Genomic DNA, 21,612 nt, shown 5'->3' on the forward strand with positions numbered 1-21,612 from the left:
TCCGTCCCAGTACGGGGGATTTGTGAGGGACAGTTTTATTTGTCAAACTTAGATTATTCCAATAAATAGCTATTGATCTCAATCTACATCACTGGGATTAATGGCTATTTTTATGATAAATACAATTTGAAATAAGATTTATTTTTGTGGTTTATGTGGTGTTTTTGGAATAAATAATTTGTCTGTTAGTTACGTTAAGTGCAATGCTGTGAAGGATGCTGAGTTGATTCTAAATAAGCTGTGAGTTGTATACGACGATCGGTGCTTTTTTATTTTTAGCTGTGAGTAGTGTGTTGCTAAGTGTTACGGGGTTGCAACTTTTTGAAATATAGTTGACTTTTCCCCTGGTTTGTCCGTAGGCTTATCTTCCAAGGCCAGTTACAACCGTGTTGTTTACCGATTGAGTTGGCTGTACCCCAGAAATTAGAGCGCTACCCAGCGTTGCTGGAACAACAAAGGGTAGCTAAACCCCCAAGCTGTAACGGCAGCTGGGCGGTCTGACACGGATTGTAACATTCGATCGGGCCACCCTATTTGTCCTGCGCAAAGGGTGGCTTTAATTTTTGGGATTTCTTCCCGCTACCACATTTAGGAGAAGTCCCATGGTGATTAATTTTGCAGAACTCGATCGGGTGATCGAGGACGATCGTAAGCCGATGCATGTGTACCTGGTGGGGACGCAGCAGGATGTGCAGACGACGATTAATCAGTTGTATGTTTTGCGATTTAGCGATCGGGTGCGCTGGAGTCCTCCGGTTCCGGTTCCGGGTTCGACGTGGCGCTATGTGAGTGTGATGGAGCGAGATCGGGCTTAGTGGGTCAATCGCCCTAAATTCGCAGATCCCCCTAAATCCCTCTCCCAGTGCGGGCTACCGTGTATACACAAGTCGATCTCAGACTCGTTTTCCAAAGACCTTACCCTCTAGAACCTTGATTTCTCGTTGCCAATTCTCAATAGTCTAAAGTTGTTGAGAACCGAATCGTTTTTCGAAATTGATGCTGGGAAAGGGTTTCAGAACTTGTGATCACAGATTTCAGAGATGTGTGTACACAGTAGCCCAAAATAGGAGAAGGGGTTGGGGGATGAGGGTAAATTTGCAAAACTGGGATGCACTCTTGTCATTTACGTTACTTGCTCTAGAAAAACACTAGAAAGGTGGCATTTGTGATCTCACTCACATAACATTTGTCGATGATATCACAACTTAAAATTCTCAGGTTTTCCACGATCGCTTCTTAAAATTCTAATTAAGTTGAAACCAGTGCTCAGATCGCTATAGACACCGCGCTGTGTCAAGGAGTTGCTCTATGCGGGCTCTTAACGCTCCCCCCATCATTACAGAATTACAAAAGAGAGAAATTCAGCAATTATCTCCCATTTCTCGCTATCGCCTTCGTAAATTATTAAGTCAGTATCTTAGCTCCGCGCCCCTAATTCATCATGCAGAGGCCACTGCTGTCATTTCTTCGCTCTCAGAGGCCCATACCTTACTGCCAGGGCGACGATCGGGAAGACCTCAACCCCTAGAAACTCTCATCTCCCTCTATCATGAACTGTCGGAGAACGCTAGCAAATCTGAAACCAGTGATACATCGGATCAACTCTATACGGTTCAACAGCAGCTCTTTCAGGCATTAAACTTACGGTGGCCCCTGTCTGCTCAGCTTCCTACAGTCTCAGAGGATGCGGTGTTTTCCCGCTATTCGTTCTATTATGACGATGCTGTTCGGGAGGGACTGCTTTACGATGGCATCCTCTATGGTCGAGTCTACACAATTTTGAGTCATCAGCGAGGCCATGCTTGTATCGTAGCTTGGGTTCTTCAAGAACAAAAAGTCCCGGTGATTGTCACTCCCAGTAAAGATGGCTATGAGTTCTGGGTAAGCTTGCAATCTTCTAGCTATGCTGTCTTAATTAAGCAGGATCAAGATTTACTCAGTTGGGTGAAAGCTTTGTACCCCATACTACGGCGTTTTAGAGCCCAATTCCCCATTGAAGATCCCTACGGATCCCCCGCCCAATCAGAGATTTACCGCATACCCGCGATAGCTTAATCCATCAGAGCGTTCCGGGTATTATTTTTATCTGGTTTAACTGTGAAAAGTACTCGGTTTTTCCACATTTTCTACCTACTATTAGGGAGTGTGCGAAAGATCTAATAAGGACAAATCCCTCCTCAGAGTTTCACTTAGCAAATTCCGTTCCTTGATTGCTTTCATCGATCGGAATTCCTAAGTCAATTCTGAGGATTTTTCATTTGTAAACTAGTTTCTAGTATTGTAGCAGTCGTTACTTTCTCCATTGTGCGAGGCTTAACCTGAGGCGGTCGATGACCTTCATAGATAGATTTATGGTAAAGGGGACTCCTATCATGATGGTGTCACTGAAATGATGGTGTCACCGCAATAATGGCGTCACTATGGAGGGGTCTCAGCCTGTATCGTGAGAATAGGACAAAATATCTAATTCAGTTGATTGAAAAATTCTAATTGGTTATCTGCCCTCTTTCTTCACAATTAATATCTACGATAAGTATTGTGCGAAAGATCAAAAGGACAAAACACCTGCCTCAGATATTCTACTTAGTGAATTCCGCAAAATTGATATAATTGCAATTTTTCGGAGTCGCTTAGAGGATGCCTGAGGAGTTTTTTTGTTTGGGGTGCCCTAAGGGGAGTCTGAAAAATGTGCTCGATCGCATCGTTAACTCTGCTTGATAACCTATTGTGTACACACAGGTTAATCTCGACTCATTTTCCAGAAATCGGATGCCCAGGAATGTTGGCCCCAGAACCTTGATTTCTCGTTGGTAATTTTCAACAATTTAAAATTATTGAGAATTGGAATGATTTCTAAAATTGAGACAGATCAAAAGTTTCAGGACTTGTGTTCATAAATTTCAGAGTCGTGTGTACCCAGTAGGCTGGATCGCCCATCACCGCTCGAAGAGATTGGTTTCTATGATTTCTATACGCCCCATTTGAGATCTTTCTAAGTCGCTAGTCGTTTCACCATAGGACTCATAAAGCAGAGACTGAGCTTGTTTCGGGCATCTTCCAGCGTCCACTTAAAAGTTCTTGCCCCAAGACTTGTATCGGTGTTCCATTCAAGTATTCGACCGTTTAATCACCCGATGCACCGCCACTGGGAAAACCCCAATTTTCCTTGAGCGGCCTTTTCTGCCTTCGAGCGATCACAAGACAAAATGGCTATCACACACAATAGGGATGTCGGAGAACGAAAGAAGCGTAAGGCTGGATACTGACTCAGGTTAGAGGTCTAGAGTCGGGAATAGTGCAGATCATGGATGGCCTGTAACCGAATAAAGGCTTGAAGAATTGCTGAGAGTTCGCAGGGATAAAGTACATACTCTGCAGCTCCCAATTGCATGGCTTTCTCAGCTTCCTGAGTATCCTTAGCCAGCCAAAGAACCCGCAATGTAGAGTTTAAAGGTTGCTTCATCAACCATTTGAGAACCTTCAGCCCACTGTCTGGCGTAATGTCCTCAGCTAAAAATAAAATCTGGGGCTTACCCGTTTGAGCCGTTGCTAATAAAGCAGCTTGGGCAAGCTGACTATTGGGCTGGATCGTGACGCAATAGCCTCGAGTTTGCAACACCTGGGTTAGGGCTTGAGATAGGGGTAAATCCCCCTGCAAGATTGTAATCTCAGGAGCACGATCGGATAACTGACTGGTGGTAACCACCTGATTGCCACCCCGATTGCGCGCTGTGTTTAAGGCTACCTCAGCGGACTGATACAGCGCTTGTAGCGTTTGTCCATGGGTGGGATATTGGGTAACGCCCGCACTAAAGGTTATCTTTAAGGATTCGCCCTGGGACAATGGCAGAGGTTGGCTACGCAAATGTTCTAGGGCGAGGGCAATCTCCTCATGGCCTTCTTGCTCCGTTGCTCCATAGCCTCCAATGACAATGGTCGCTCCGCCCCAACGAGCAACAATATCCCCCGATCGCGTGTATTGTAATAGGCATTGCCCCACTTGTTTTAAAACTTGATCACCCACTTGATAACCGTACTGTTCATTAATGATTTGTAAGTTATCGATCGACAGAATGCTGAAATAATTGACTACCTGGGCTCGTTTCGCTAATTGGATCAAGCGATTCAGCTCTTGGATAGCCGCCGATCGCTGAGAAAGTCCTGTTAAGCGATCAATTTCTGGGTGCAATCGCAAAACTTGAGTTCTCTCTAAACGGTTCAAAATTCTGGTTACCATTTCTGAACCAATAATTGGCAAACTGGCAAAATCATCGGCCCCAGAGGTAAATGCTTTTTGAATCTCCTCGGACGTAGAGGCTCCTAACATCATGATGGGTAACCAGCCCCAGCGCCGATCCTGTCGCAGCAGTTGACACACTTCAAAACTTGCTCCTGAAAATGCTTGACTATCCAGGATCAATAAATCGGGAGGAGTCGTTTCTAGGCTTTGCCATAGCGATTGTAAGTCATAGAGCACATGCACTTGCAACCTCCAAGGGGACATCAGGGAGGTAACCAGTTGCCCTGTTGCCACGCTCTCACTCACCACTAACAGAGTGGAGGGATTCTCGGTACTGGGGCACTCTAGTAAAGACTGCAAGGTCTCCAAAATCATCTGTACTGGGCTTGACCGATCGAGGAATCCTGCATACCGATACCCCATTACCGATCGTCGATCGGTAAATGCATCTCCATCTGTTAGGATCAGCACTGGGATTTCGGGCATTTCCTGGAGCAATTCTTGGAGCAGTGCCAGCACAGTATCACACCCCGGATCAAAGGACAGTGAAACCATGACTAAATCGGGCCAATGGCGAGTCAATGCATCTTGTACCGCTGTCAACGACGCCACCACTTGCACCCGAAACGTCTGAAAGGAGTCTCCAGCAAAAACCGTGTCAGCCCAAGTTGTTCGGTGATCGACCAGTAAAATTGAATAGTGTTGACGCAGATTTGTCTTCGAGGAATTCGTTGCGCTCTCAGAATAGGACTCAATCTCAGCTGCTGTAGATTCTGGTGTTTCATTCGTACTGTGCAACTGATCCACCTTGGAAGCCTTAAGGTAGGCACTATTTAAGCGATACCCCAAACCATAGACTGTTTCAATCAAATCCTTTGCACCAACGGCTTTGAGTTTTTGTCGGAGTCCCTTAATGTGGGATTTGACGGTATCTTCACCGGGTAGATCATCTGATAATGACCAAAGCTGATCCAGAATTGCTTGACGGCTATAGACCCGCTGATTGTTGCGCATGAAGAGTTCTAGCAACGAATACTCTTTGGGGGTGAGAGCCAAGGGTTGCCCCGCAAAGAATACTTCGCAGAGATTAGGATTAAGGGTTAAATCTCCCCAACTTAAAATGGGTGATGCCTCGCGATAGCCTCCCCGCCTCAGTAAAGCCCGAATGCGGGCTCCTAATTCGTCAACTCGAATCGGCTTGGTGAGGTAGTCATCTGCGCCAGCGTCCAGTCCTTCAATTTTATCTTGACTCGTGCCTCTGGCTGTTAGCATCAAGATCGGAATCTGATTTCCACACTCTCGAATACGGCGACATAGGCTGACTCCATCTAGACGCGGGAGCATGACATCCAAAATGACTACATCGTAATCAGCACCCTGAAGATACTCCCAACCCTCCAAGCCATCAAAGGCAACATCGACAGTGTAACGCTGCACAGATAGAGCATCAGCTAGTTGTTGAGCAAGGTACTGATTATCTTCTACCAGCAAGATTTTCATTACAAACCTAACGTGATTTCAATCATGGCTGCCCAAATATGCTGAAGTACATTCTAAAAAGAATGACTTCTCGATATTAGGACGGCCTATGGTACTTTTAATCTCTTAACGTAGTGATCATCCTCTCCAAAGTGAGTTTTTAACTACCTATTTTTAATTACCTACAATGCAGCGAAAGATCAAATCTATTCTACAATTTACTAACTATCGCAGCGAGCTCACAGAAATGCTGTGAGATTGATCACATCCATCCGCTTCTTCGTTAGATTTTACTTCATTGGATTAGGCTTGTCTTTATGATCCTGCTGGATTGCGATGGGGCGATAATGGCTCGGATAGGGAAACTATGAAGTTCAGAATAAACGCCCGTGAAGGAATATCCTGTATAGGATCATTGAAGTACCGTAAACTGCTGAATAGGTGTTTCCTAAGATATCACCGATCGCACAACGAACATGATTCACTCCTATTCGATTCAACAATCTCTGAACATGGAACAGCCTGGGGCTGAGCAGTTCTCAATGGAGCAATCTACAATCCAAAGTGAAGCGATCGAGCAAACCACAGAGCATCACGCCACAGAGCATCACGCCACAGAGCATCAATCTGAAATACCTACCTCTATAGGGTTAGATGGACAAAAACCTTCTATCGCTGAACTGGAATCTGAAATTAAGGCTTTGAAAGCACGGGATGCCACCCTACAGAAGATTAATCACGATCTGGAACGTCAAATTATTTGCCAAGCCCAAGCCCTTAGTGCCGCTCGCCAGGAATTAAAACATCAACAGTATCTCTTTCAGCCGTTGGTAGAAAAGCTGCCGGATATTATCGTTCGCTACGATCGTCAACTTCGCTGTATCTATGTTAATCCTGTAGTCTTTCAGGAGTGTGGCATTGAAGCCGATGCGATGATCGGGAAGCATCTCTCAGAATTCAAGATTCCCCAACAGGTATGCGATCTCTGGACTCGCGAGCTACAACAGGTATTTTTACAAAAAAAGCAGGGTTGTTTTGAGTTTAGTTATCAATCTCATTCCAGCCTGCAGTCTTATCAAGTCCTTGTGATACCGGAATTGGAGCGAAGGGACGAAGTGGAATCCGTCATAGCTGTTATCCACAATGTTACTGCTTTTAAAAATAAGGAAACCCAATTTTTCCAAGCACTCCACGAAAAAGAAATTTTCCTTCAAGAAATTCATCATCGGATTAAGAATAATATGCAAATGGTGTCGAGCTTGTTAAATCTTCAAGCTGGCTCAATTACCTCTTCGAGTCTGATTGACTCTCTATCCGAGGCCCAGTCACGCATTCAAGCAATGGCACTGATTCACGAGCAACTTTGTCAATCTTCAACCTTTAGTCATATCAATTTTCGAGATTATGCAGAACAACTTGCATATAATTTGCTGCAATCCTATCATCAAGATAATCATTGTCCTACGTTACATTTAGACATTGCTAATGTTGATCTCGCAATGAATCAAGCGATTCCCTGCGGATTAATTATGAATGAATTAATCACTAATGCATTTAAATATGCTTTTCCTAACCAGTCTGCAGGAGAGATCCATTGTATTTTTCAACAAGACGATAATCAAATGTGTAGTTTGACGGTTTCCGATAGCGGAGTCGGTTTACCCATTGGTGTAGATATCTATCATACAGATTCTTTGGGTTTCCAATTGGTCACAGCCTTGGCCGCTAAATTACGGGGGACTCTGGAAGTAGATCGAAGGACAGGTAGCCGATTTGTGCTGCAATTTATGAGAGTTTAGTGAATAATAGACACCTAGAGGGGGTGCTCTTTAAGATGGACAAAATTGGACGCTAAAGTCCTGGACACTAAAAGTCAGAAAAAGTCAGAGATGTACAGCAGAAATGGTTAAAGTTTGGGGTTAGTTCTATGGTGATCGTGTCTTCCCTATTGGTTCTCCTACGCTTATCTTGTGGATGCTAAACATGCCACCCAGTCTTCAAATTTTGGTTGTTGAAGATGAACCCATCATTGCCATGGATCTTCGCCACCGATTGATCCATTTAAACTATGGAGTTGTAGGTATCACTGATTCGGCTGAAGCGGCAATTTCTCTGGTGGAGGAGACTCGGCCTGACTTGATTTTGATGGATATCTGTTTGAATGGAGTCATGGCGGGCATCGACATTGCGGATCAGATTCGATCGATCTATAACGTTCCCGTCATTTTTTTAACGGCCCATGGTGATCTGGGCACTTTTGAACAAGCAAAGGCTGTTTCACCCTTTGGTTATGTGATTAAACCTTTTTCTAATAAGGACTTGATCACAACGATCGAAATTGCCATTAGTAAATATCAAGCTGAAACTGCGATTCAGAAAGCACTGGAACGGGAACGAGAACTCAATCAACTCAAGTCCCAGTTTATTGGCTTGGTGTCCCACGAATTCCGGACGCCGTTAAGCATTATTTCCATCACCTTGGATATGTTGGAAAACTATCCTGCTCAACTGACTGAGACAAAACGTCGCACTTACCTCCATCAAGCGAGATCGGCCCTCGAACATCTCCGGGAAATGCTGGAAGATGTGTTGATCATGAACGAGTCCACCACGCGAGAAATTTCCTGCTACCCAGTCGCCATCAATCTTGAAGAGTTTTGTCAAAAGATTATTGATGAGACCAAAGCAGTAAGCCTCCAAAACCATAGCATTCAGTTAATCTCTAGCCCATCGACACTGTCGCCAGAGGATATTCCAGTTCTTTTGGATCCTAAGTTGACTAAACATATCGTGACGAATTTGCTATTGAATGCCCTGAAATACTCGCCTCCTAGTAGTTCGGTTGAAGTGGAACTGAGCCACAGTGAAGCCGAAGTTCGAATAGTTGTGAAAGATACAGGAATTGGGATCCCCCCAGCGGATCAAGCAAATCTGTTTAAGCTGTTTTATCGAGCATCTAACGTTGGGATGATTCAAGGCACAGGCTTAGGGCTGGCGATCGTCAAACAGTGTATTGACGCCCACAATGGCAACATTTCTTTTGAAAGCCAGTTGGGTAAGGGGACGACGTTTACTGTGCGGCTCCCGAATTGTCAGCCCGCGACCATTGAAACAACAATTCCCTGGGCTAGCTAATCTTGCGCCCGCTAGCTAGTCGGGGCTAGCAGGTGCCAGGATCTACTAGTTCAACTGCACCACCGGTTGATCTTCTACGAGCGTGCGCTGCGTTAATAAATCCTCCACCGTAATTCGCAAAAAGCGCTGAGCATCTACCTGAAACTGCACTTTGATCCGATCGCTGCCCGGTACTCCCGGCGGATCAAGTTCTGCAATATTCCGTGCCCCCTCTTTATCGTTAAGCGGTTGAACCGTCGTAACTTGGCTGGAAAGATTGCGGGTTACTAAACGATCTCCATCGAAATATACTTCCGTTTGTCCGGTTTCGTTACCCAGTTCCCCGATGATTAGTTCAATGCTAGGTTGGTGTTCTCGGGAAGCCCCCAGGACAATTTCGACTGCTTTTTCCATCGGGTAAGGCTGGCCTGTGCGAATAATGGGATGCCAGTTATGGGCGTTGATTCGACGATCCCAAAAGCGCACACCATAGCCGTGGTAGAGAAAATCCTTGAGCTCGACCCCTCGATCGAGTTGCAAAGCACCTTGGGCGATTGCTTCAAAGGGTTTATCCGATCGAATCTTGCTGGGATCAAAGTACTGGTGCAGCCAGGTTTGTACCGCTGGAATCTGGGAGGTTCCTCCCACCAACAGCACTGCACCAATATCCTGCATGTCCAAGCCTTGCCGTTTGGCCTGTTGCAGCACTTGATGCATGGCGTCGTCCAGGCGGGCAAAAAACTGATGTTCTTGCAGGATTGTATTAAAACGATCGCGGGTCAAGGCTAACTCGTAGCTCTCAAAGGTTTCGTCATTAAAAAAGACTTCCTGGGCTTGGGTTTGTAGCGACAGGGCAATTTTTAATCGTTCTGCCAAACGAGTCGTGACGGGACTGACTTTTAAGCCTTGGGTCTGCACAAAATGATCAACCAACCAATGATCGATATCCGCCCCCCCCAAATTCTGTCCGGCCTTGGCCAGAACTCGAGCCGTTTTTACCTTCTGGCCAGACGTTTCCGCAAAGGATTTTTGTCCCCATTTCAAAATAAATCCCAAGGATTGCCCTGCAGATTGTTGAATTAAACGGGTATCCAGTTGAACTAAGGAGAGATCCAACGTCCCGCCGCCGAAATCCACGACCAACAGACATTCTTGATCGGCTAACCCGTAGCCTAGGGCTGCTGCGGTTGGTTCATCCAACATACGCACTTGGTTAATTTGCAATTCTTCGCAGACCGTTCCTAACCAGAGCCGATAGGCTTCAAAGCTATCAACCGGGACGGTAAAGACGATCGAATCGAGAATATCAGGATTGAGTTGGCTAACTTGCTGGATTACCTGACCTAAAAACCAGCGGCCCACCTGGGGAAATTCGATCGCCCGACCATCCAGCTCTGGCACAAACCCTTGGACTGTCGAGCCAATGCCACGTTTAAAATTCCGAAAAAATCGCGCGTCACTCGCTAAATCTAAGGCTCGATCGCGTACCTGCTGACCTGCAACAACGTTGCCCCGAGCAGCATCTTCCACATAGAGCAAGCTGGGGATTAAAGGCGGATTTTGTGCCAGTTTGAGCGATAACTCGGGTACCGATAGGGTTTCGGCTTGTTGACTGACTGCATTCCAACGGGCAATTACAGTGTTACTCGTCCCAAAGTCGATCGCGTAGGTCATAGATTTGCTTCAATCCTCAACAGGAAACGGATCAGCAGAAATTTAGTCAAAATTGGCAATTTAGCCATTTGCAGATTGAGCTAAACACAGAGTGGCGAAGCCGTGATTCGGCACAAGGGCGATCGGTTTTGTCCTTTTGGGCCAAGTTCCCTCCCGCGTCTTCCCTGAGTGTCGCTCACTGGCTAACAATACCCCTCCCAAATCCTAGCAAATCTCTCTATTTGGACTGAAATCACGGTCCTCAAACCCGCAATTCCCATGGATTTAGTGAAGAAGCGTTAAGATATACAAAGTTTTATATCTCGACTCCTTGCAGGATGGGCAAACGACCATGGTGGATTGGCTACGGCGACTTCAACCAGTGATTTCTATTCCCGATCGAAGTCAATATCGTGGGGTCACCGTGGCCTGCGGTGTATTAGGAACTTGGGCTCTCAGCACAGCGCTGTGGTTGAGTCTTGACTGGCAACAGATCTCTTGGGGCATCCGCTGCCTAGGGTTTCTCTGTCAAACGTTTCTTTACACAGGATTATTTGTGACCGCTCATGATGCAATGCATGGATCTGTGGCTCCCCGCGATCGCCAGCTGAACGATTGCATTGGTCAGATCGCTCTATTTTGCTATGCCATGTTTCCCTTTAAGAAAATGGCCGAGATGCATCATCTTCACCATGCTATTCCAGCCCGACCGGGCGATCCTGACTACCACAATGGTCGCTGGACTCACTTTTTTGGGTGGTATGCCCAGTTTATGGTCAACTACTGGAGCTGGATCCGCTTATTTCTGCTGATTTGCAGCTTCCACGTAGTTCATCAGCTTTTCCATATTGAGGAAGCTAACTTGACCTGTTTTTGGGTATTGCCTTCGGTTGCCAGTTCTTTCCAACTCTTTTTCTTTGGTACTTTTTTACCCCACCGCGAACCCGCAGAGGGCTATCATAATCCCTGCCACGCCCGTAGTACGGCCTTCTCAGAGTTTTGGTCGTTCATCACCTGTTACCACTTTGGCTACCATGAGGAGCACCATGAACTGCCTCACTTAGCTTGGTGGCAATTACCGGCAGCTCGTCGCATGCGCATGGGTTCTTAACAGGCAGATCCTAGCGCGAGCGTACAGGCGTTGACAGGGGAGAACTGGGAGGAGGGTTACTGGGATCTAGGTAGTAGGCGGTATAGAGATTCGTCGGCACTTTACGCGAATCATTCGCCACCACTCCAAATACTTTTGTCGGTAAGAAGTTCAGCGTTTCTAGGACGTGCTCGTAGGCATCTCGGTTGGTTTTGCCCACCCGTGCCACTAGTAGTAGACCATCGGTTTTGGCGGCCACCAGATGCGCATCGGAAAGGCCCGCTAGGGGCGGCGTATCGTAAATCACCAAGTCGTAGCGCTCTTGCAGGTGTGCCATGATCTCCTCCATATAACTAGAGGAGAGTAAAGTCACTGGATCAGCAGTCGGTTGGCCTGCCGTAAGTACGTGAATTTGCTCATTCAAAGAAGAGACTTGAATAAAAGCTTGGGGATCTCCTTGGGTCGTAATCAAGTCACTGAGTCCGTGGGCATTGGACACCCCAAGTCGGCTATGCAATTGTGGATAACGTAACTCTGTGTCCACCAGCAGAACCCGTTGCCCCATGGAAGCGGCGGCTTGCGCCAGATAGGTCGCTGTTGTGGATTTGCCATCCTGGGGAGTGGGAGAACTGATTGAGATTGCTCGAATCGGACGATCGGCATTCAGGAGGCGAAGATTAGTTTGTAGTAACCGAAAGGATTCTAAAAAGGGTAATGTGCCAAAGGCATTAGGCTGGTTGGCCGTCAGCATTAGGCGATTGGGCTGAAAGAGGTTAGCTGCGGTAGAGGAATCCCCCAAGGCAGAGAGTTCTTGGTTAAACGGAATAACGCCCAATAGCGGTAACTTACTCGCTTTCTTAATTTCCTGCGGGGTATGAAAGACATTACTCATACGATCGACGATCACAGCAGTAATAATGCCTAGTACCAAGCCCAATACGCCGCCGAGGAGCAAATTGGTCTTCAAGCTTGACAATTCGGGATAGAGCGTAGGGGTGACAATTTCCCAGGGGGTTTGCCGCTGACCTGCATCGATATCTAAGGCCGATCGCTTAGCCAAGAACTGATCAAGGTTGTCCGTAGAGACCTTCAGTTCCCGTTGAATATCAGTATATTCCCGAGCTACATTAGAAAGATTTTTAATGCGTTGGGCCAGTTCATCTTCTGTTTTGCGCAGAGCGCGATCGCGCTCTGCATAGTCCCGCACTTGGCTGGCCACTTCTTCCCGAACCCGTTCCGCTTCTCGTTCCAACAGAGGCATGAGCTTGGCCCGATTATCCCGAAGAATTTGCATATCTTCGGAACCCGCTTCATAAATACTGCCCTGTTCAGCAATCCTGGCATCCAGTGCCAGCAATTGTCCTAATAGTTGTTTGTAGGTGTCGCTTTGCTTCAGGGCAATGGTGGCTGTGCGATCGCTGGGTGATCGATCGATTTCGTTTTGCAATTCCTGGTAAAGCCCCATGGACTGCTTCAACTGCACCTCATTGTCTAGCCGTTGCCGTCGGAAGGTCGCCACCTGCTCTGAAAGTTCCCGGCTCTGGGATTCAGGATCAAAGAAGGTATTCTGCTGCCGGAAAGTCTGCAATTTTCCTTGCCAGTAGCTCACCTGATCTTTTAACGGCTTCAATTGCTCGTCAATAAAAGTAATTCCCTTTTTAGTATCCGCCAGTCGATCTTGGAGGGCATAGTCAATGTAGCGTTTTCCCAGCGCTTCCAGAATATCTTTTACCCGTTCGCTACTGGAGTCATTGTACTGAACCTCAAAGATATCCGTTTCGCCCACGGGCTTGACTTGCAGTCCTTTGACAATTGATCCATAACTGATATCGGGATATTTCCCTTTCAGTTCGTTAACCACTGGATCGACTAAAGCCGGACTGATTAACAGGCGCAGTTTAGTTTCGTCGTAGCCCTTGGCAATTCCGGAGGGCGATCGCTGTTCTTCTCGCAGTGCCTGGGGCAAGGAGGAAACCACTTGGTTTTCCACGGTAACCGGTCGAGTCAGAATTTGTAGAGTGGCTCGATAGGTTGGATCAAGCTTCCCTTTGGCTGCTGCTGCTGTTGCCACCACGGTGGTGACGCCTAGAATAATCAAAGCTCGCCGCTTAAGAATAGACAGCAACTGGCTAATATCTAGAACATCATTCTCTTCGTTCGGGCGAGGCTGATTTCCTCCAATGGCGGGCAACCAGGAGGGCCGTTGCCCATTTCCAGGCGTGGACGAGGGGGGAATTGATGGGGGAAATCCGCTTTCCATTCTGACCTCAAGGGGGGATTAAACAAACAATTGCAGTGAGGACCGCGTAATTTCAGGATGGAGACCTGTTTTTCAGCATCGTCCAAATATGACGATGGGATTAATTATTCCGATCGAAGATGGCTCGGAATACATTCACAATGGTGCCTAGCGGCCCAAATACTTGAGCAGACTCTCCAAACACCGACAATCCTGACCGTCGTACGATGATGACATCTTCATTACGCAGAGGAGGGTTATTTACTTCATCAAACCCTGCGGATAGATTGACTTTAACCTCCCGTTTAACCGCCGTTCCATCGGTGTTTAACCGTACAAAATCCACTTTACTCCGAACAGCCCGATTGTTAAAACCGCCTGCGGTCAAAATGGCTTTGTTCAACGGCGTATTAGGAGGAACTTCGATGACACCCGGTGTCCCGACTTCACCCATGACAGCAACACGGATGCGATCGGGAGAAAAACTTGCAGCAGAGGCAGTGGCAATTTCAGCATTCGTGAGATTGGTTGCCTGGGGTACGACGATCGTATCGCGATCTTGCAAAATCAGATCTTGAGTTTGATCTCCCGTTTGTAATAAAGCCCAGAGATCAATGTTAAAAATTTGCTGGGTACCTTGCTGACTAATTCGTCGAACTTCAATATTCCGCAGATTAGCCATCGGCTTGATACCCCCAGCGGTTTGAATTGCGCGGGTAAGGGTTGGGAAAATGCGGGCTTGGTTAAAGGAATCCCGCGCTTCCCCCGGAATCCCTGCCGTGGGAACCCGAACGCTGCTTTCCACTGTGTGGGTACCGGGACGATAGACCTCGCCGACCACTGTAATGTTAAGGGGTTGAATTTTTTCTGCGGAAAAACTGGTTGTTGCCAACTGATAAGACTCGGTCAAATCAAGTTTTTCGGCAGCAGGCACAAAAATGGAGTCCCCATCCCGCAGCACCACATCTTGGCTGGTGTCCCCATTGCGGACAAATTCCCAGAGGTTAACGGTGTATACTTGCCCTGCTCCACCCCGCTGGGCTCGACGAATTTCAATGCGATTCAGATCAGCGGATTGGTTAATGCCTCCGGCGAGCTTGAGGGCACGGGTTAAGGTCGGTAAGTTTGCGGAGCCGACGATATTACCCGTATCACTAACCGGGTTCAGCGTCACGTCATAGGCTCCCCGTCGACTGACTTCTCCGGCAACGGTCACTTTGACTGGGCGCGGCGCTAATAGCGTGATGGTCACGACGGGATAGCGCAAAACTTTACGATACTTTTCAGTTGCGCGGGCCGTTGCTTCCGTCAGGGACAGCCCCCGCACCGGTAAGGATCCGAATTGCAGCAAGCTAATCGTCCCGTCCACTAAAACTTGCGTTTCTAGGGAGTATTGGGGCGCTTTGAGTACATCAATTTTGACCCGATCGCCGGGGCCAAGGATGTAGTCTTCATCCAGAGGAGGACGATTGACGATTGGGGCAACCGCATTGGGAGGGAATTGCGTCGATCGGCGGGGGAGTGAGGTTTGCGCGAGGGCAATGGACGGCAGCAAACCAACCATGGTTGCTAGCAGACTGGTACTAACTGCGCAGGTTTTCAACAGGCCAACACGCACGAGACCCATGCTGCAATTGGAAAGAGGATAAAGTCGGACAACCATAGGGAAGCAACCTGTGGAACGCCAAAAATAAGAACGACTGCGATTCAACGATTTAACTTTAACGATTTAACTTTAACGACTTAACGGAAATAATGAACCGAGAATTTAAGATTTCCAGAGAAAGGTTACTGAAAAAGACTATCCAGAAGCAAAATAGTTCCTATTAACACTTCCCCAGTTCTAACACCTCGGTGAAATTATTGAACCTCATCATCCCAGAGGATTTGCAAACTCTTCATCTAAGGCCGAACCTTAAGCTAGGGGGTATTTAACCCTTAACGATCGAACCTTGCCTTTTGATTAGCTGGCTTTGGATCCATAAAAAGCTGCCTAGGGCGAGGCTGGCCAACCCCAGACAGCCCCCCCACAACAGCCACCCAAATCCTTGAGTCTGGCTCATTGACAGAGTTAATCCTAAGGTGGGCACTGCCAATCCGATCGTGATCACCAAGCTTTTCAAGACTGCATTCATTCTAGTAATGCTTAGACTTTGGCCGAGCAGAACGCCTAAAGGTGCACAGAAAAATAGGTAATAAAAGCTCTGGTAAGCCAACATTGCCTTAGGTGTGAGGCGAAGGCTACGACCATTATTGGGAAATAGATAGCGAACTAAGCTAATCTCTGGGGTCAACTGCAAAACATGACGTTGATCGGGACGATCGATGTATAGCGCAAGCATTCCTTGCTGATAGGTCACGACAAAGCGATGGACTTGATGGGGCGTCAGCGCATTTGGCACCGTGAGGCTAATCAGATCACCATTGTTACCCGCCATGGGGGTTCGTAGACGAACGGTAACGTTATCACCCCCTTGACCCAGGGTGAAATTTCGATGAGTAGTATCTTGAGAAAGAGAAATAATCCGAGCTGGCCCCGTTTGATCCAGGGTGTGGGTTTTCGCGATAACCACAGCGGTTAATTCCTGAGATCGTTCGATCGCAGTGGAGATGTGGGCAGCGGGCTGAGTAGACAGCAGCCATTGCTCTGGGTGAGTCACGGCACCCTGGCTCCCTGCAACGGCTTCGGAGACTTTGCCTTGCCAAGTTAAGGTCGGCCCATGGCCGCTGCGATCGCCGTAGGGCCCTGGGCCTTCAAAGTGATAGTCCGCAATGGGATTCGGTAAAGCGGGGGAGGGCATCTGCAACAACTGGGCAATTTCGTCTTCAGCTAAGGCGCGATCGGCCATCATGAAGGCTTTGACTTCGCCATCCCAGGGGCGATCGCCGGTGACTTCATTGCCAATCGCTAAAGGATAATGACTATCCCAACCTTGAATTTGGGCGGATTTCTGAAGCCCGATCGGCAAGAGGATCATGATTCCGGCCCAAGTAATCAACAGCAGGGCAACCACACGGGGATTCCGCCAACCCCGCTTCACCCACTGCCACCAACGGGCATCCGATCTCAACCACTGCTTTGCTAACCACCAAAGTCCTGCCCCTAGGAATCCACCTAGCGTGTTTGTGACTAAATCGTTAAGGCTGGTCGATCGGGAGGGCAGAAAGGTCTGCAACGTTTCCACCAGACAGGACAGGCCCATACTGGCAAAAACCGTGATTAGCCAAGGGGAAAAGCGGTGGAGGAATACTGTTGGAGCAGATTGCCGCCGCCTTTGCCAATGCAACCAAGCTACCCACGCAAACCCGTAGGGCATGAATAGCAGAACATTGTTGTATCGATCTTCCCAATTCGTTGTGCTGAAGAAAAATTCGTCGATCGCGTCCTTCAGGCTCCAATCTGCGATCGAAAACTTGAAGGGCAATAGGGTGCCAACCAGAATCACGATCGTACTGACGAGCAGCAAGAACCATGACCAGTGAAAGTGGGAAAAAATTTGCCTAGACCGGGTTTCAGAGCGCGTCATTATCCATTCTCCAAATTCAGCAAAGATTGAGTTAATTAGACCGAGTAGATTGGGGACTTACTTGGTGACTGATATCGTGACTTAATAGTGAGTGATTCAATGACGCTTAGGCAGGTTGGTGCTTCAAGAAAATCGTGAATGAGAAAGATAACCGTGAAATTGTTTCAGACAAAAACAGCTTGAGAAGAAACAGCTTCAGACAATCGAGCGGATTTTCGATCGCCTGCCTGTGTCTAAGAATGCAGGCTAACTTGTGTAGAAACAGGAGCAGGAATTTGAGCTACGATCGCCTGTCCGATTTCCAAGGAGGAGGTGGCCGCAGGGGATGGTGCGTTACAAACATGCAACGCAGCACCCTCCGGTATCAACAGAAAATCGTCCACCAGTTTGCCATCGGGCTGTAGTGCTTGCGCCCGTACCCCAGCATGGGTGGGAATTAAATCCGCCGATTGCACCTCAGGAATCAACCGTTGCAGACTGCTCACAAACAGCGATTTGAAGATCGATCGCAGGACTTCCTGGGCTCCCTGATCAGCATGCTTGGCTGCTAATTTCCAAAAACCGCCATAGGTCAGCGTTTCCCACGCATCCCGCCAGTCAAAATCGGTTTTGTGATAGCCCTCGCGTTTGAGACTGAGCACAGCGTTAGGGCCTGCGTGCACGGTACCGTCAATCATGCGGGTGAAGTGTACACCCAGAAAGGGAAAGCTGGGATTGGGCACGGGGTAAATCAATCCCTTCACCAAATGGCGTTTGTCGGGAACGAGTTCGTAGTATTCCCCCCGGAAGGGCACGATTTTGGCCGGGACGCTGGCTCCGGTTTGCTGGGCAATGCGATCGCTCTGCAACCCCGCACAGTTGATCAAAAATCGCGCTTCAAATGTCCCTGCGGAGGTTTCCAACACCGCACCGGAGGACTTGGCAACAATGCGATCGACGCGGGTATTACAGCGCAAATCAGCCCCTTGCTGCTGGGCTAATTCGGCATATTTCCGGCAGACGGCTTTGTAGTCAGCAATGCCCGTGGAAGCGACGTGAATCCCCGCCAAACAAGCGACATGGGGTTCGTAGTCCTTCACTTCTTCAGCGGTAATTTTGCGCACAGGCAAACCATTCTGTAATCCCCGTTGATAGAGATTCTCCAACAACGGCAACTCTTCCGGTTCCGTTGCCACAATCACCTTGCCGCAAACTTCGTGGGGCAGGTTATGCTCCTGGCAAAATTGCACCATCGATCGGCTGCCATCCCGACAGAACTTGGCCTTAAAGCTACCGGGCTTGTAGTAAATCCCTGAGTGGATGACTCCGCTGTTATTGCCCGTTTGGTGGTGCGCCCATTCTGCTTCTTTTTCCAATAGCAAAATCTTGGCCTGGGGATAGCGCTGCCCCAGGGTCATCGCGGTGGAAAGACCCACAATACCGCCACCCACGATCGCATAGTCGTACATCCGATTCCCCCTATTTGATTCGCCCTGATTAATTCCTTTCAATGTGTCCTGACTGGAATGTCTCCTGATTGGATGATCGCCAAGCGCTAGCCTATCTCTGACATAAGGGATTTGCAAAGAAATAATATCCCCTCTTCATTCCCCTACCCTCCTACCCTTTTACTCTCCTACCCTTACCCAATTGGGATTTTATTTATGCGCTGTTCCCTAACCTCAGAGCACATCAGTCTTATGCTAATCACAATATAAAAATCAAAACATAAATAAGCTGGCTCAGGCATTCTCGGAAATGGCTCCGCGATCGTCCCAAACCAGCTTGTCCATCTTGAAACCGTTAATTAAATCGCAACAACGGTGGTTTTTACACCCATCCCATCCAGCATGGTTTGAATTTCATCACAGTAGATTGCATTCATGACAATCACTTCATCCGGCTGGTATTCCTTAAGGAATTCCGGCGACTGGATCTGCTTGCCTACGCCGGGAATAAAACGGCCCTGACGGTGGGGGTTAATATCCACAATGCATTCCACCAATTCCTTGGTGTTCAGCGTGGTTAAAAAGGCCACACATTTAGAGCCAGACCCCCAGACTGCAACCCGTTTGCCCTCTGCTTTCATGGTTTCCAAGTGGATTTTCCAATGTTCTAGCTTCGGCCCGATTTGGGTCGCGAACCGTTCCACATCCTGGGCCACGGCCTCGACAGTTTCCTCAGCGGGATGGATTTTGTCGGAAATGCCAGCCACGGGTTTGGCTTCAATCATTAAGTATTGATCGCCGTAATCTAAGTACAGATCAATCACCTCAAAGCCAGACTTGCGGAAGAGGCGTGCCAGGGTTCCGGGCGTAAAGTAGGAGCAGTGCTCGTAGTAGATATCTTCAAAGGCTTGGTCACGCAGCACCCGGCCCATGTCAGGAATCTCAAAAAAGACGATCGTATCCAGCCGATCGCCAATAGATTTCCGCACGGTTTGCACCAGTTCTTCCGTTTGGTGAATGTGCTCTAGGGTGTGGCGACAGCAGATGAATTCACCCACCTGATCGCTATGCTTTTCAGAATAGTATTCTTGGATAAATTTCACACGACTGACCGCAGCACTCTGAACCCGTCCTACGATCGCGCTGGGATCGATTCCTACACCGGAACTATTGCTGAGTTCGCACATCATCAGCAAAAAATCACCTTTGCTACATCCAATTTCGACAATGTGCTTATCGTTAAGATTGTACTTATCAATTAGCCGTTGAGCCAACCGTCCCGCGAAGGAATTGAAGGTGGGTGAGAAACTTTGCTGGTCTTCGTAGATGGGGGAGTAGTCGGCATGGTTGGCATCGTAGGCCACATTGGTAATAAAACCGCAATGGGGACAGAGGCCCAACACCACATCCCCCGTGGGAAAATTCACCGCTTCCTCTTCACTGCTCATCATCAGGCAACTATGAACCGGCACATTCCGCACTTCATAGAAGACATGGAGTTCACCATGGCCGCAGCTAGGGCAGGCTTGCTGGATAGGGCGGGTTCCAGCGGGGATAGGGTTGGTGGTAGAGGTTTGAGTCATGATTTCCAATAGTGCTGAGCTAGACGAATACGATCGCAAAATTGACGGTTACAATATTTGCAGTTCCAACACTAGTACGATCGTAACCACACTAGTGTTTTGATAATGTTGCAATATCTACGGTTACAACGATACCTAGGCAACGATACCTAGGCTTTGACTGTTTCTGGTGTGAAAATCAAAGCGTCTTCAGGAGCCTGATCAACACCAACATCGTACTTGGCCACAATCTCTTCCGGCAGGCGGCTCAGATCACTCCCCCGCATAAAATCGCGCAGAGAGGTGCCTGTCGGGTGGGAATCTACGTTGGGTGCGCCGCTCATTTTTACGACTTCATCTAGGTGAACCGTGCGGAAATCAATGCTGTAGCGGGTGAAGCCGGCGGTGTTGGGAACGGTGGAGTGCATTTGTGCCCCTGCAAACAGGACAATCCCACCGGGAGGACAAACAAAGCGCACCTGCGGCTCTAGCTCGATCGTCTCGGTGGCGTGGGGTTGTTTGCGGGTATCGGACTTGATGTGTTGGGAGGCGTTTTTACGTCCGTTGCGGTTCCAATCGTAGTAGTTAAAGGTATGGGATTCATTGGTTACCCCTTGGCTCCAGTATTTAGGATGGAAGGCCATGGAGCATTCCGATTCAATGTCGTAAATGGGCAACCACCAGTTCAGTTGGCACATGGGTGCAGAGTACCAAGTATCTCGGTGGGGATGGTGGGCATAGCCAACGCCACTGGTCAGGTAATTATTTGCCGTCACCATGCGGAGACGGGGTACATCCAGGTAGGTGGATTCCAGATCGCAGGCCAATTCGCGCAAAATATCCTGAATCAGCCCTTTGGTCTTGGGATGGTGGATAAACTGGGGCTTCAGGGGAGCGACGATTTCCACATACTGCTCAACCGACATTTCATACTGCGCCAGCTTGGGATCTAAGCCACCAAAGGCTTCTTCGATCATGGTACGAGCATGGTCAATCAGCGAGATCGTGCTAGGGCGGGGGGAATACACGAAGATCTGACCGTCATAAAGCCGTTGCCGCCGTAGATCATCGCTCACGTTGGCATCAAAATAAACAGTGTGCATAGCAATAAATCCTTAATTCCCTGAACCGAGATACCAGTATTAACCACCCGGATGGGTATCTGAATGATCCGTGTTTTTACGCTACCCACGACTCTAGCCGCTTCCTTAGAACTCAACAAGCGACTTCATTGAGTCTTCAAAGGAGAATTGTGAGATTTACGCAACTATCCCAGTCTAG

At 48.1% G+C, this 21,612-nt stretch carries 13 protein-coding genes; 5 read left to right on the forward strand and 8 right to left on the reverse strand.

The genetic code is table 11. The annotated features are described in order from the left end of the window. Positions 1-602 precede the first annotated feature (602 nt). Entirely contained in the window at positions 603-815 is a 213-nt protein-coding gene (locus ACN4EG_RS07870) for a hypothetical protein (protein WP_431628787.1), read from the forward strand. Positions 816-1,308: 493 nt separating this feature from the next. Continuing rightward, positions 1,309-2,055 carry a hypothetical protein gene (locus ACN4EG_RS07875; protein ID WP_431628788.1) on the forward strand — a complete coding sequence of 249 codons (747 nt, stop codon included), beginning with the start codon at positions 1,309-1,311 and terminating at the stop codon, positions 2,053-2,055. Between the two features lie 1,225 nt (positions 2,056-3,280). On the opposite strand, the gene ACN4EG_RS07880 is transcribed toward ACN4EG_RS07875, so the two are convergent. Continuing rightward, on the reverse strand, positions 3,281-5,740 hold the full coding sequence (locus tag ACN4EG_RS07880; protein WP_431628789.1) for a GGDEF domain-containing response regulator: 2,460 nt from the start codon (positions 5,738-5,740) through the stop codon (positions 3,281-3,283). 455 nt (positions 5,741-6,195) lie between these two features. Between ACN4EG_RS07880 and ACN4EG_RS07885 the strand changes: the two genes are divergently transcribed. Both ACN4EG_RS07885 and ACN4EG_RS07890 read left to right on the forward strand, forming a co-directional pair. Beyond that, positions 6,196-7,518, forward strand: a complete 1,323-nt coding sequence (locus tag ACN4EG_RS07885; RefSeq protein WP_431628790.1) for a PAS domain-containing sensor histidine kinase — start codon at positions 6,196-6,198, stop codon at positions 7,516-7,518. 184 nt (positions 7,519-7,702) lie between these two features. Continuing rightward, the gene (locus tag ACN4EG_RS07890) at positions 7,703-8,854 is read left to right on the forward strand and encodes a hybrid sensor histidine kinase/response regulator (RefSeq protein ID WP_431628791.1); all 1,152 of its coding nucleotides are present in this window, start codon (positions 7,703-7,705) and stop codon (positions 8,852-8,854) included. Between the two features lie 45 nt (positions 8,855-8,899). On the opposite strand, the gene ACN4EG_RS07895 is transcribed toward ACN4EG_RS07890, so the two are convergent. Then, complete coding sequence (locus ACN4EG_RS07895) at positions 8,900-10,507, reverse strand: Hsp70 family protein (RefSeq protein WP_431628792.1); 1,608 nt, start codon at positions 10,505-10,507, stop codon at positions 8,900-8,902. A 331-nt stretch (positions 10,508-10,838) separates the two neighbouring features. Between ACN4EG_RS07895 and ACN4EG_RS07900 the strand changes: the two genes are divergently transcribed. Continuing rightward, the gene (locus tag ACN4EG_RS07900) at positions 10,839-11,597 is read left to right on the forward strand and encodes a fatty acid desaturase (RefSeq protein WP_431628793.1); all 759 of its coding nucleotides are present in this window, start codon (positions 10,839-10,841) and stop codon (positions 11,595-11,597) included. A 10-nt stretch (positions 11,598-11,607) separates the two neighbouring features. Here the strand turns inward: ACN4EG_RS07900 and ACN4EG_RS07905 are convergent, their stop codons facing one another. The 6 genes from ACN4EG_RS07905 to ACN4EG_RS07930 all read right to left on the reverse strand — a co-directional run bounded on the left by ACN4EG_RS07905 (position 11,608) and on the right by ACN4EG_RS07930 (position 21,434). Then, a complete protein-coding gene (locus tag ACN4EG_RS07905; protein WP_431628794.1) occupies positions 11,608-13,836 on the reverse strand; it encodes a GumC family protein in 2,229 nt (742 codons plus the stop codon). Positions 13,837-13,936: 100 nt separating this feature from the next. After that, a complete protein-coding gene (locus tag ACN4EG_RS07910; protein WP_431628795.1) occupies positions 13,937-15,442 on the reverse strand; it encodes a polysaccharide biosynthesis/export family protein in 1,506 nt (501 codons plus the stop codon). 304 nt (positions 15,443-15,746) lie between these two features. Next, positions 15,747-17,342, reverse strand: coding sequence for a VanZ family protein (locus tag ACN4EG_RS07915; RefSeq protein ID WP_431628796.1), 1,596 nt, complete (start codon positions 17,340-17,342; stop codon positions 15,747-15,749). Between the two features lie 233 nt (positions 17,343-17,575). Continuing rightward, positions 17,576-18,790 carry an L-2-hydroxyglutarate oxidase gene (gene lhgO, locus ACN4EG_RS07920; protein WP_431628797.1) on the reverse strand — a complete coding sequence of 405 codons (1,215 nt, stop codon included), beginning with the start codon at positions 18,788-18,790 and terminating at the stop codon, positions 17,576-17,578. Between the two features lie 338 nt (positions 18,791-19,128). Then, positions 19,129-20,352 (reverse strand): class I SAM-dependent methyltransferase, encoded by a 1,224-nt coding sequence (locus ACN4EG_RS07925; protein WP_431628798.1) that lies wholly within the window; start codon positions 20,350-20,352, stop codon positions 19,129-19,131. Between the two features lie 149 nt (positions 20,353-20,501). Continuing rightward, entirely contained in the window at positions 20,502-21,434 is a 933-nt protein-coding gene (locus ACN4EG_RS07930; protein ID WP_431628799.1) for a phytanoyl-CoA dioxygenase family protein, read from the reverse strand. Positions 21,435-21,612: the final 178 nt, after the last annotated feature.

This window comes from Alkalinema pantanalense CENA528 (genome assembly GCF_050753345.1).
Classification (GTDB): domain Bacteria; phylum Cyanobacteriota; class Cyanobacteriia; order Leptolyngbyales; family Leptolyngbyaceae; genus Alkalinema; species Alkalinema pantanalense.

Coding starts and splice junctions, on each gene's coding strand:
- ACN4EG_RS07925 (WP_431628798.1), bottom strand. CDS start 20,352: ATGACTCAAACCTCTACCACCAACCCTATCCCCGCTGGAACCCGCCCT.
- ACN4EG_RS07885 (WP_431628790.1), top strand. CDS start 6,196: ATGATTCACTCCTATTCGATTCAACAATCTCTGAACATGGAACAGCCT.
- ACN4EG_RS07895 (WP_431628792.1), bottom strand. CDS start 10,507: ATGACCTACGCGATCGACTTTGGGACGAGTAACACTGTAATTGCCCGT.
- ACN4EG_RS07880 (WP_431628789.1), bottom strand. CDS start 5,740: ATGAAAATCTTGCTGGTAGAAGATAATCAGTACCTTGCTCAACAACTA.
- ACN4EG_RS07910 (WP_431628795.1), bottom strand. CDS start 15,442: ATGGGTCTCGTGCGTGTTGGCCTGTTGAAAACCTGCGCAGTTAGTACC.
- ACN4EG_RS07890 (WP_431628791.1), top strand. CDS start 7,703: ATGCCACCCAGTCTTCAAATTTTGGTTGTTGAAGATGAACCCATCATT.
- ACN4EG_RS07870 (WP_431628787.1), top strand. CDS start 603: ATGGTGATTAATTTTGCAGAACTCGATCGGGTGATCGAGGACGATCGT.
- lhgO (WP_431628797.1), bottom strand. CDS start 18,790: ATGTACGACTATGCGATCGTGGGTGGCGGTATTGTGGGTCTTTCCACC.
- ACN4EG_RS07905 (WP_431628794.1), bottom strand. CDS start 13,836: ATGGAAAGCGGATTTCCCCCATCAATTCCCCCCTCGTCCACGCCTGGA.
- ACN4EG_RS07900 (WP_431628793.1), top strand. CDS start 10,839: ATGGTGGATTGGCTACGGCGACTTCAACCAGTGATTTCTATTCCCGAT.
- ACN4EG_RS07875 (WP_431628788.1), top strand. CDS start 1,309: ATGCGGGCTCTTAACGCTCCCCCCATCATTACAGAATTACAAAAGAGA.
- ACN4EG_RS07915 (WP_431628796.1), bottom strand. CDS start 17,342: ATGACGCGCTCTGAAACCCGGTCTAGGCAAATTTTTTCCCACTTTCAC.
- ACN4EG_RS07930 (WP_431628799.1), bottom strand. CDS start 21,434: ATGCACACTGTTTATTTTGATGCCAACGTGAGCGATGATCTACGGCGG.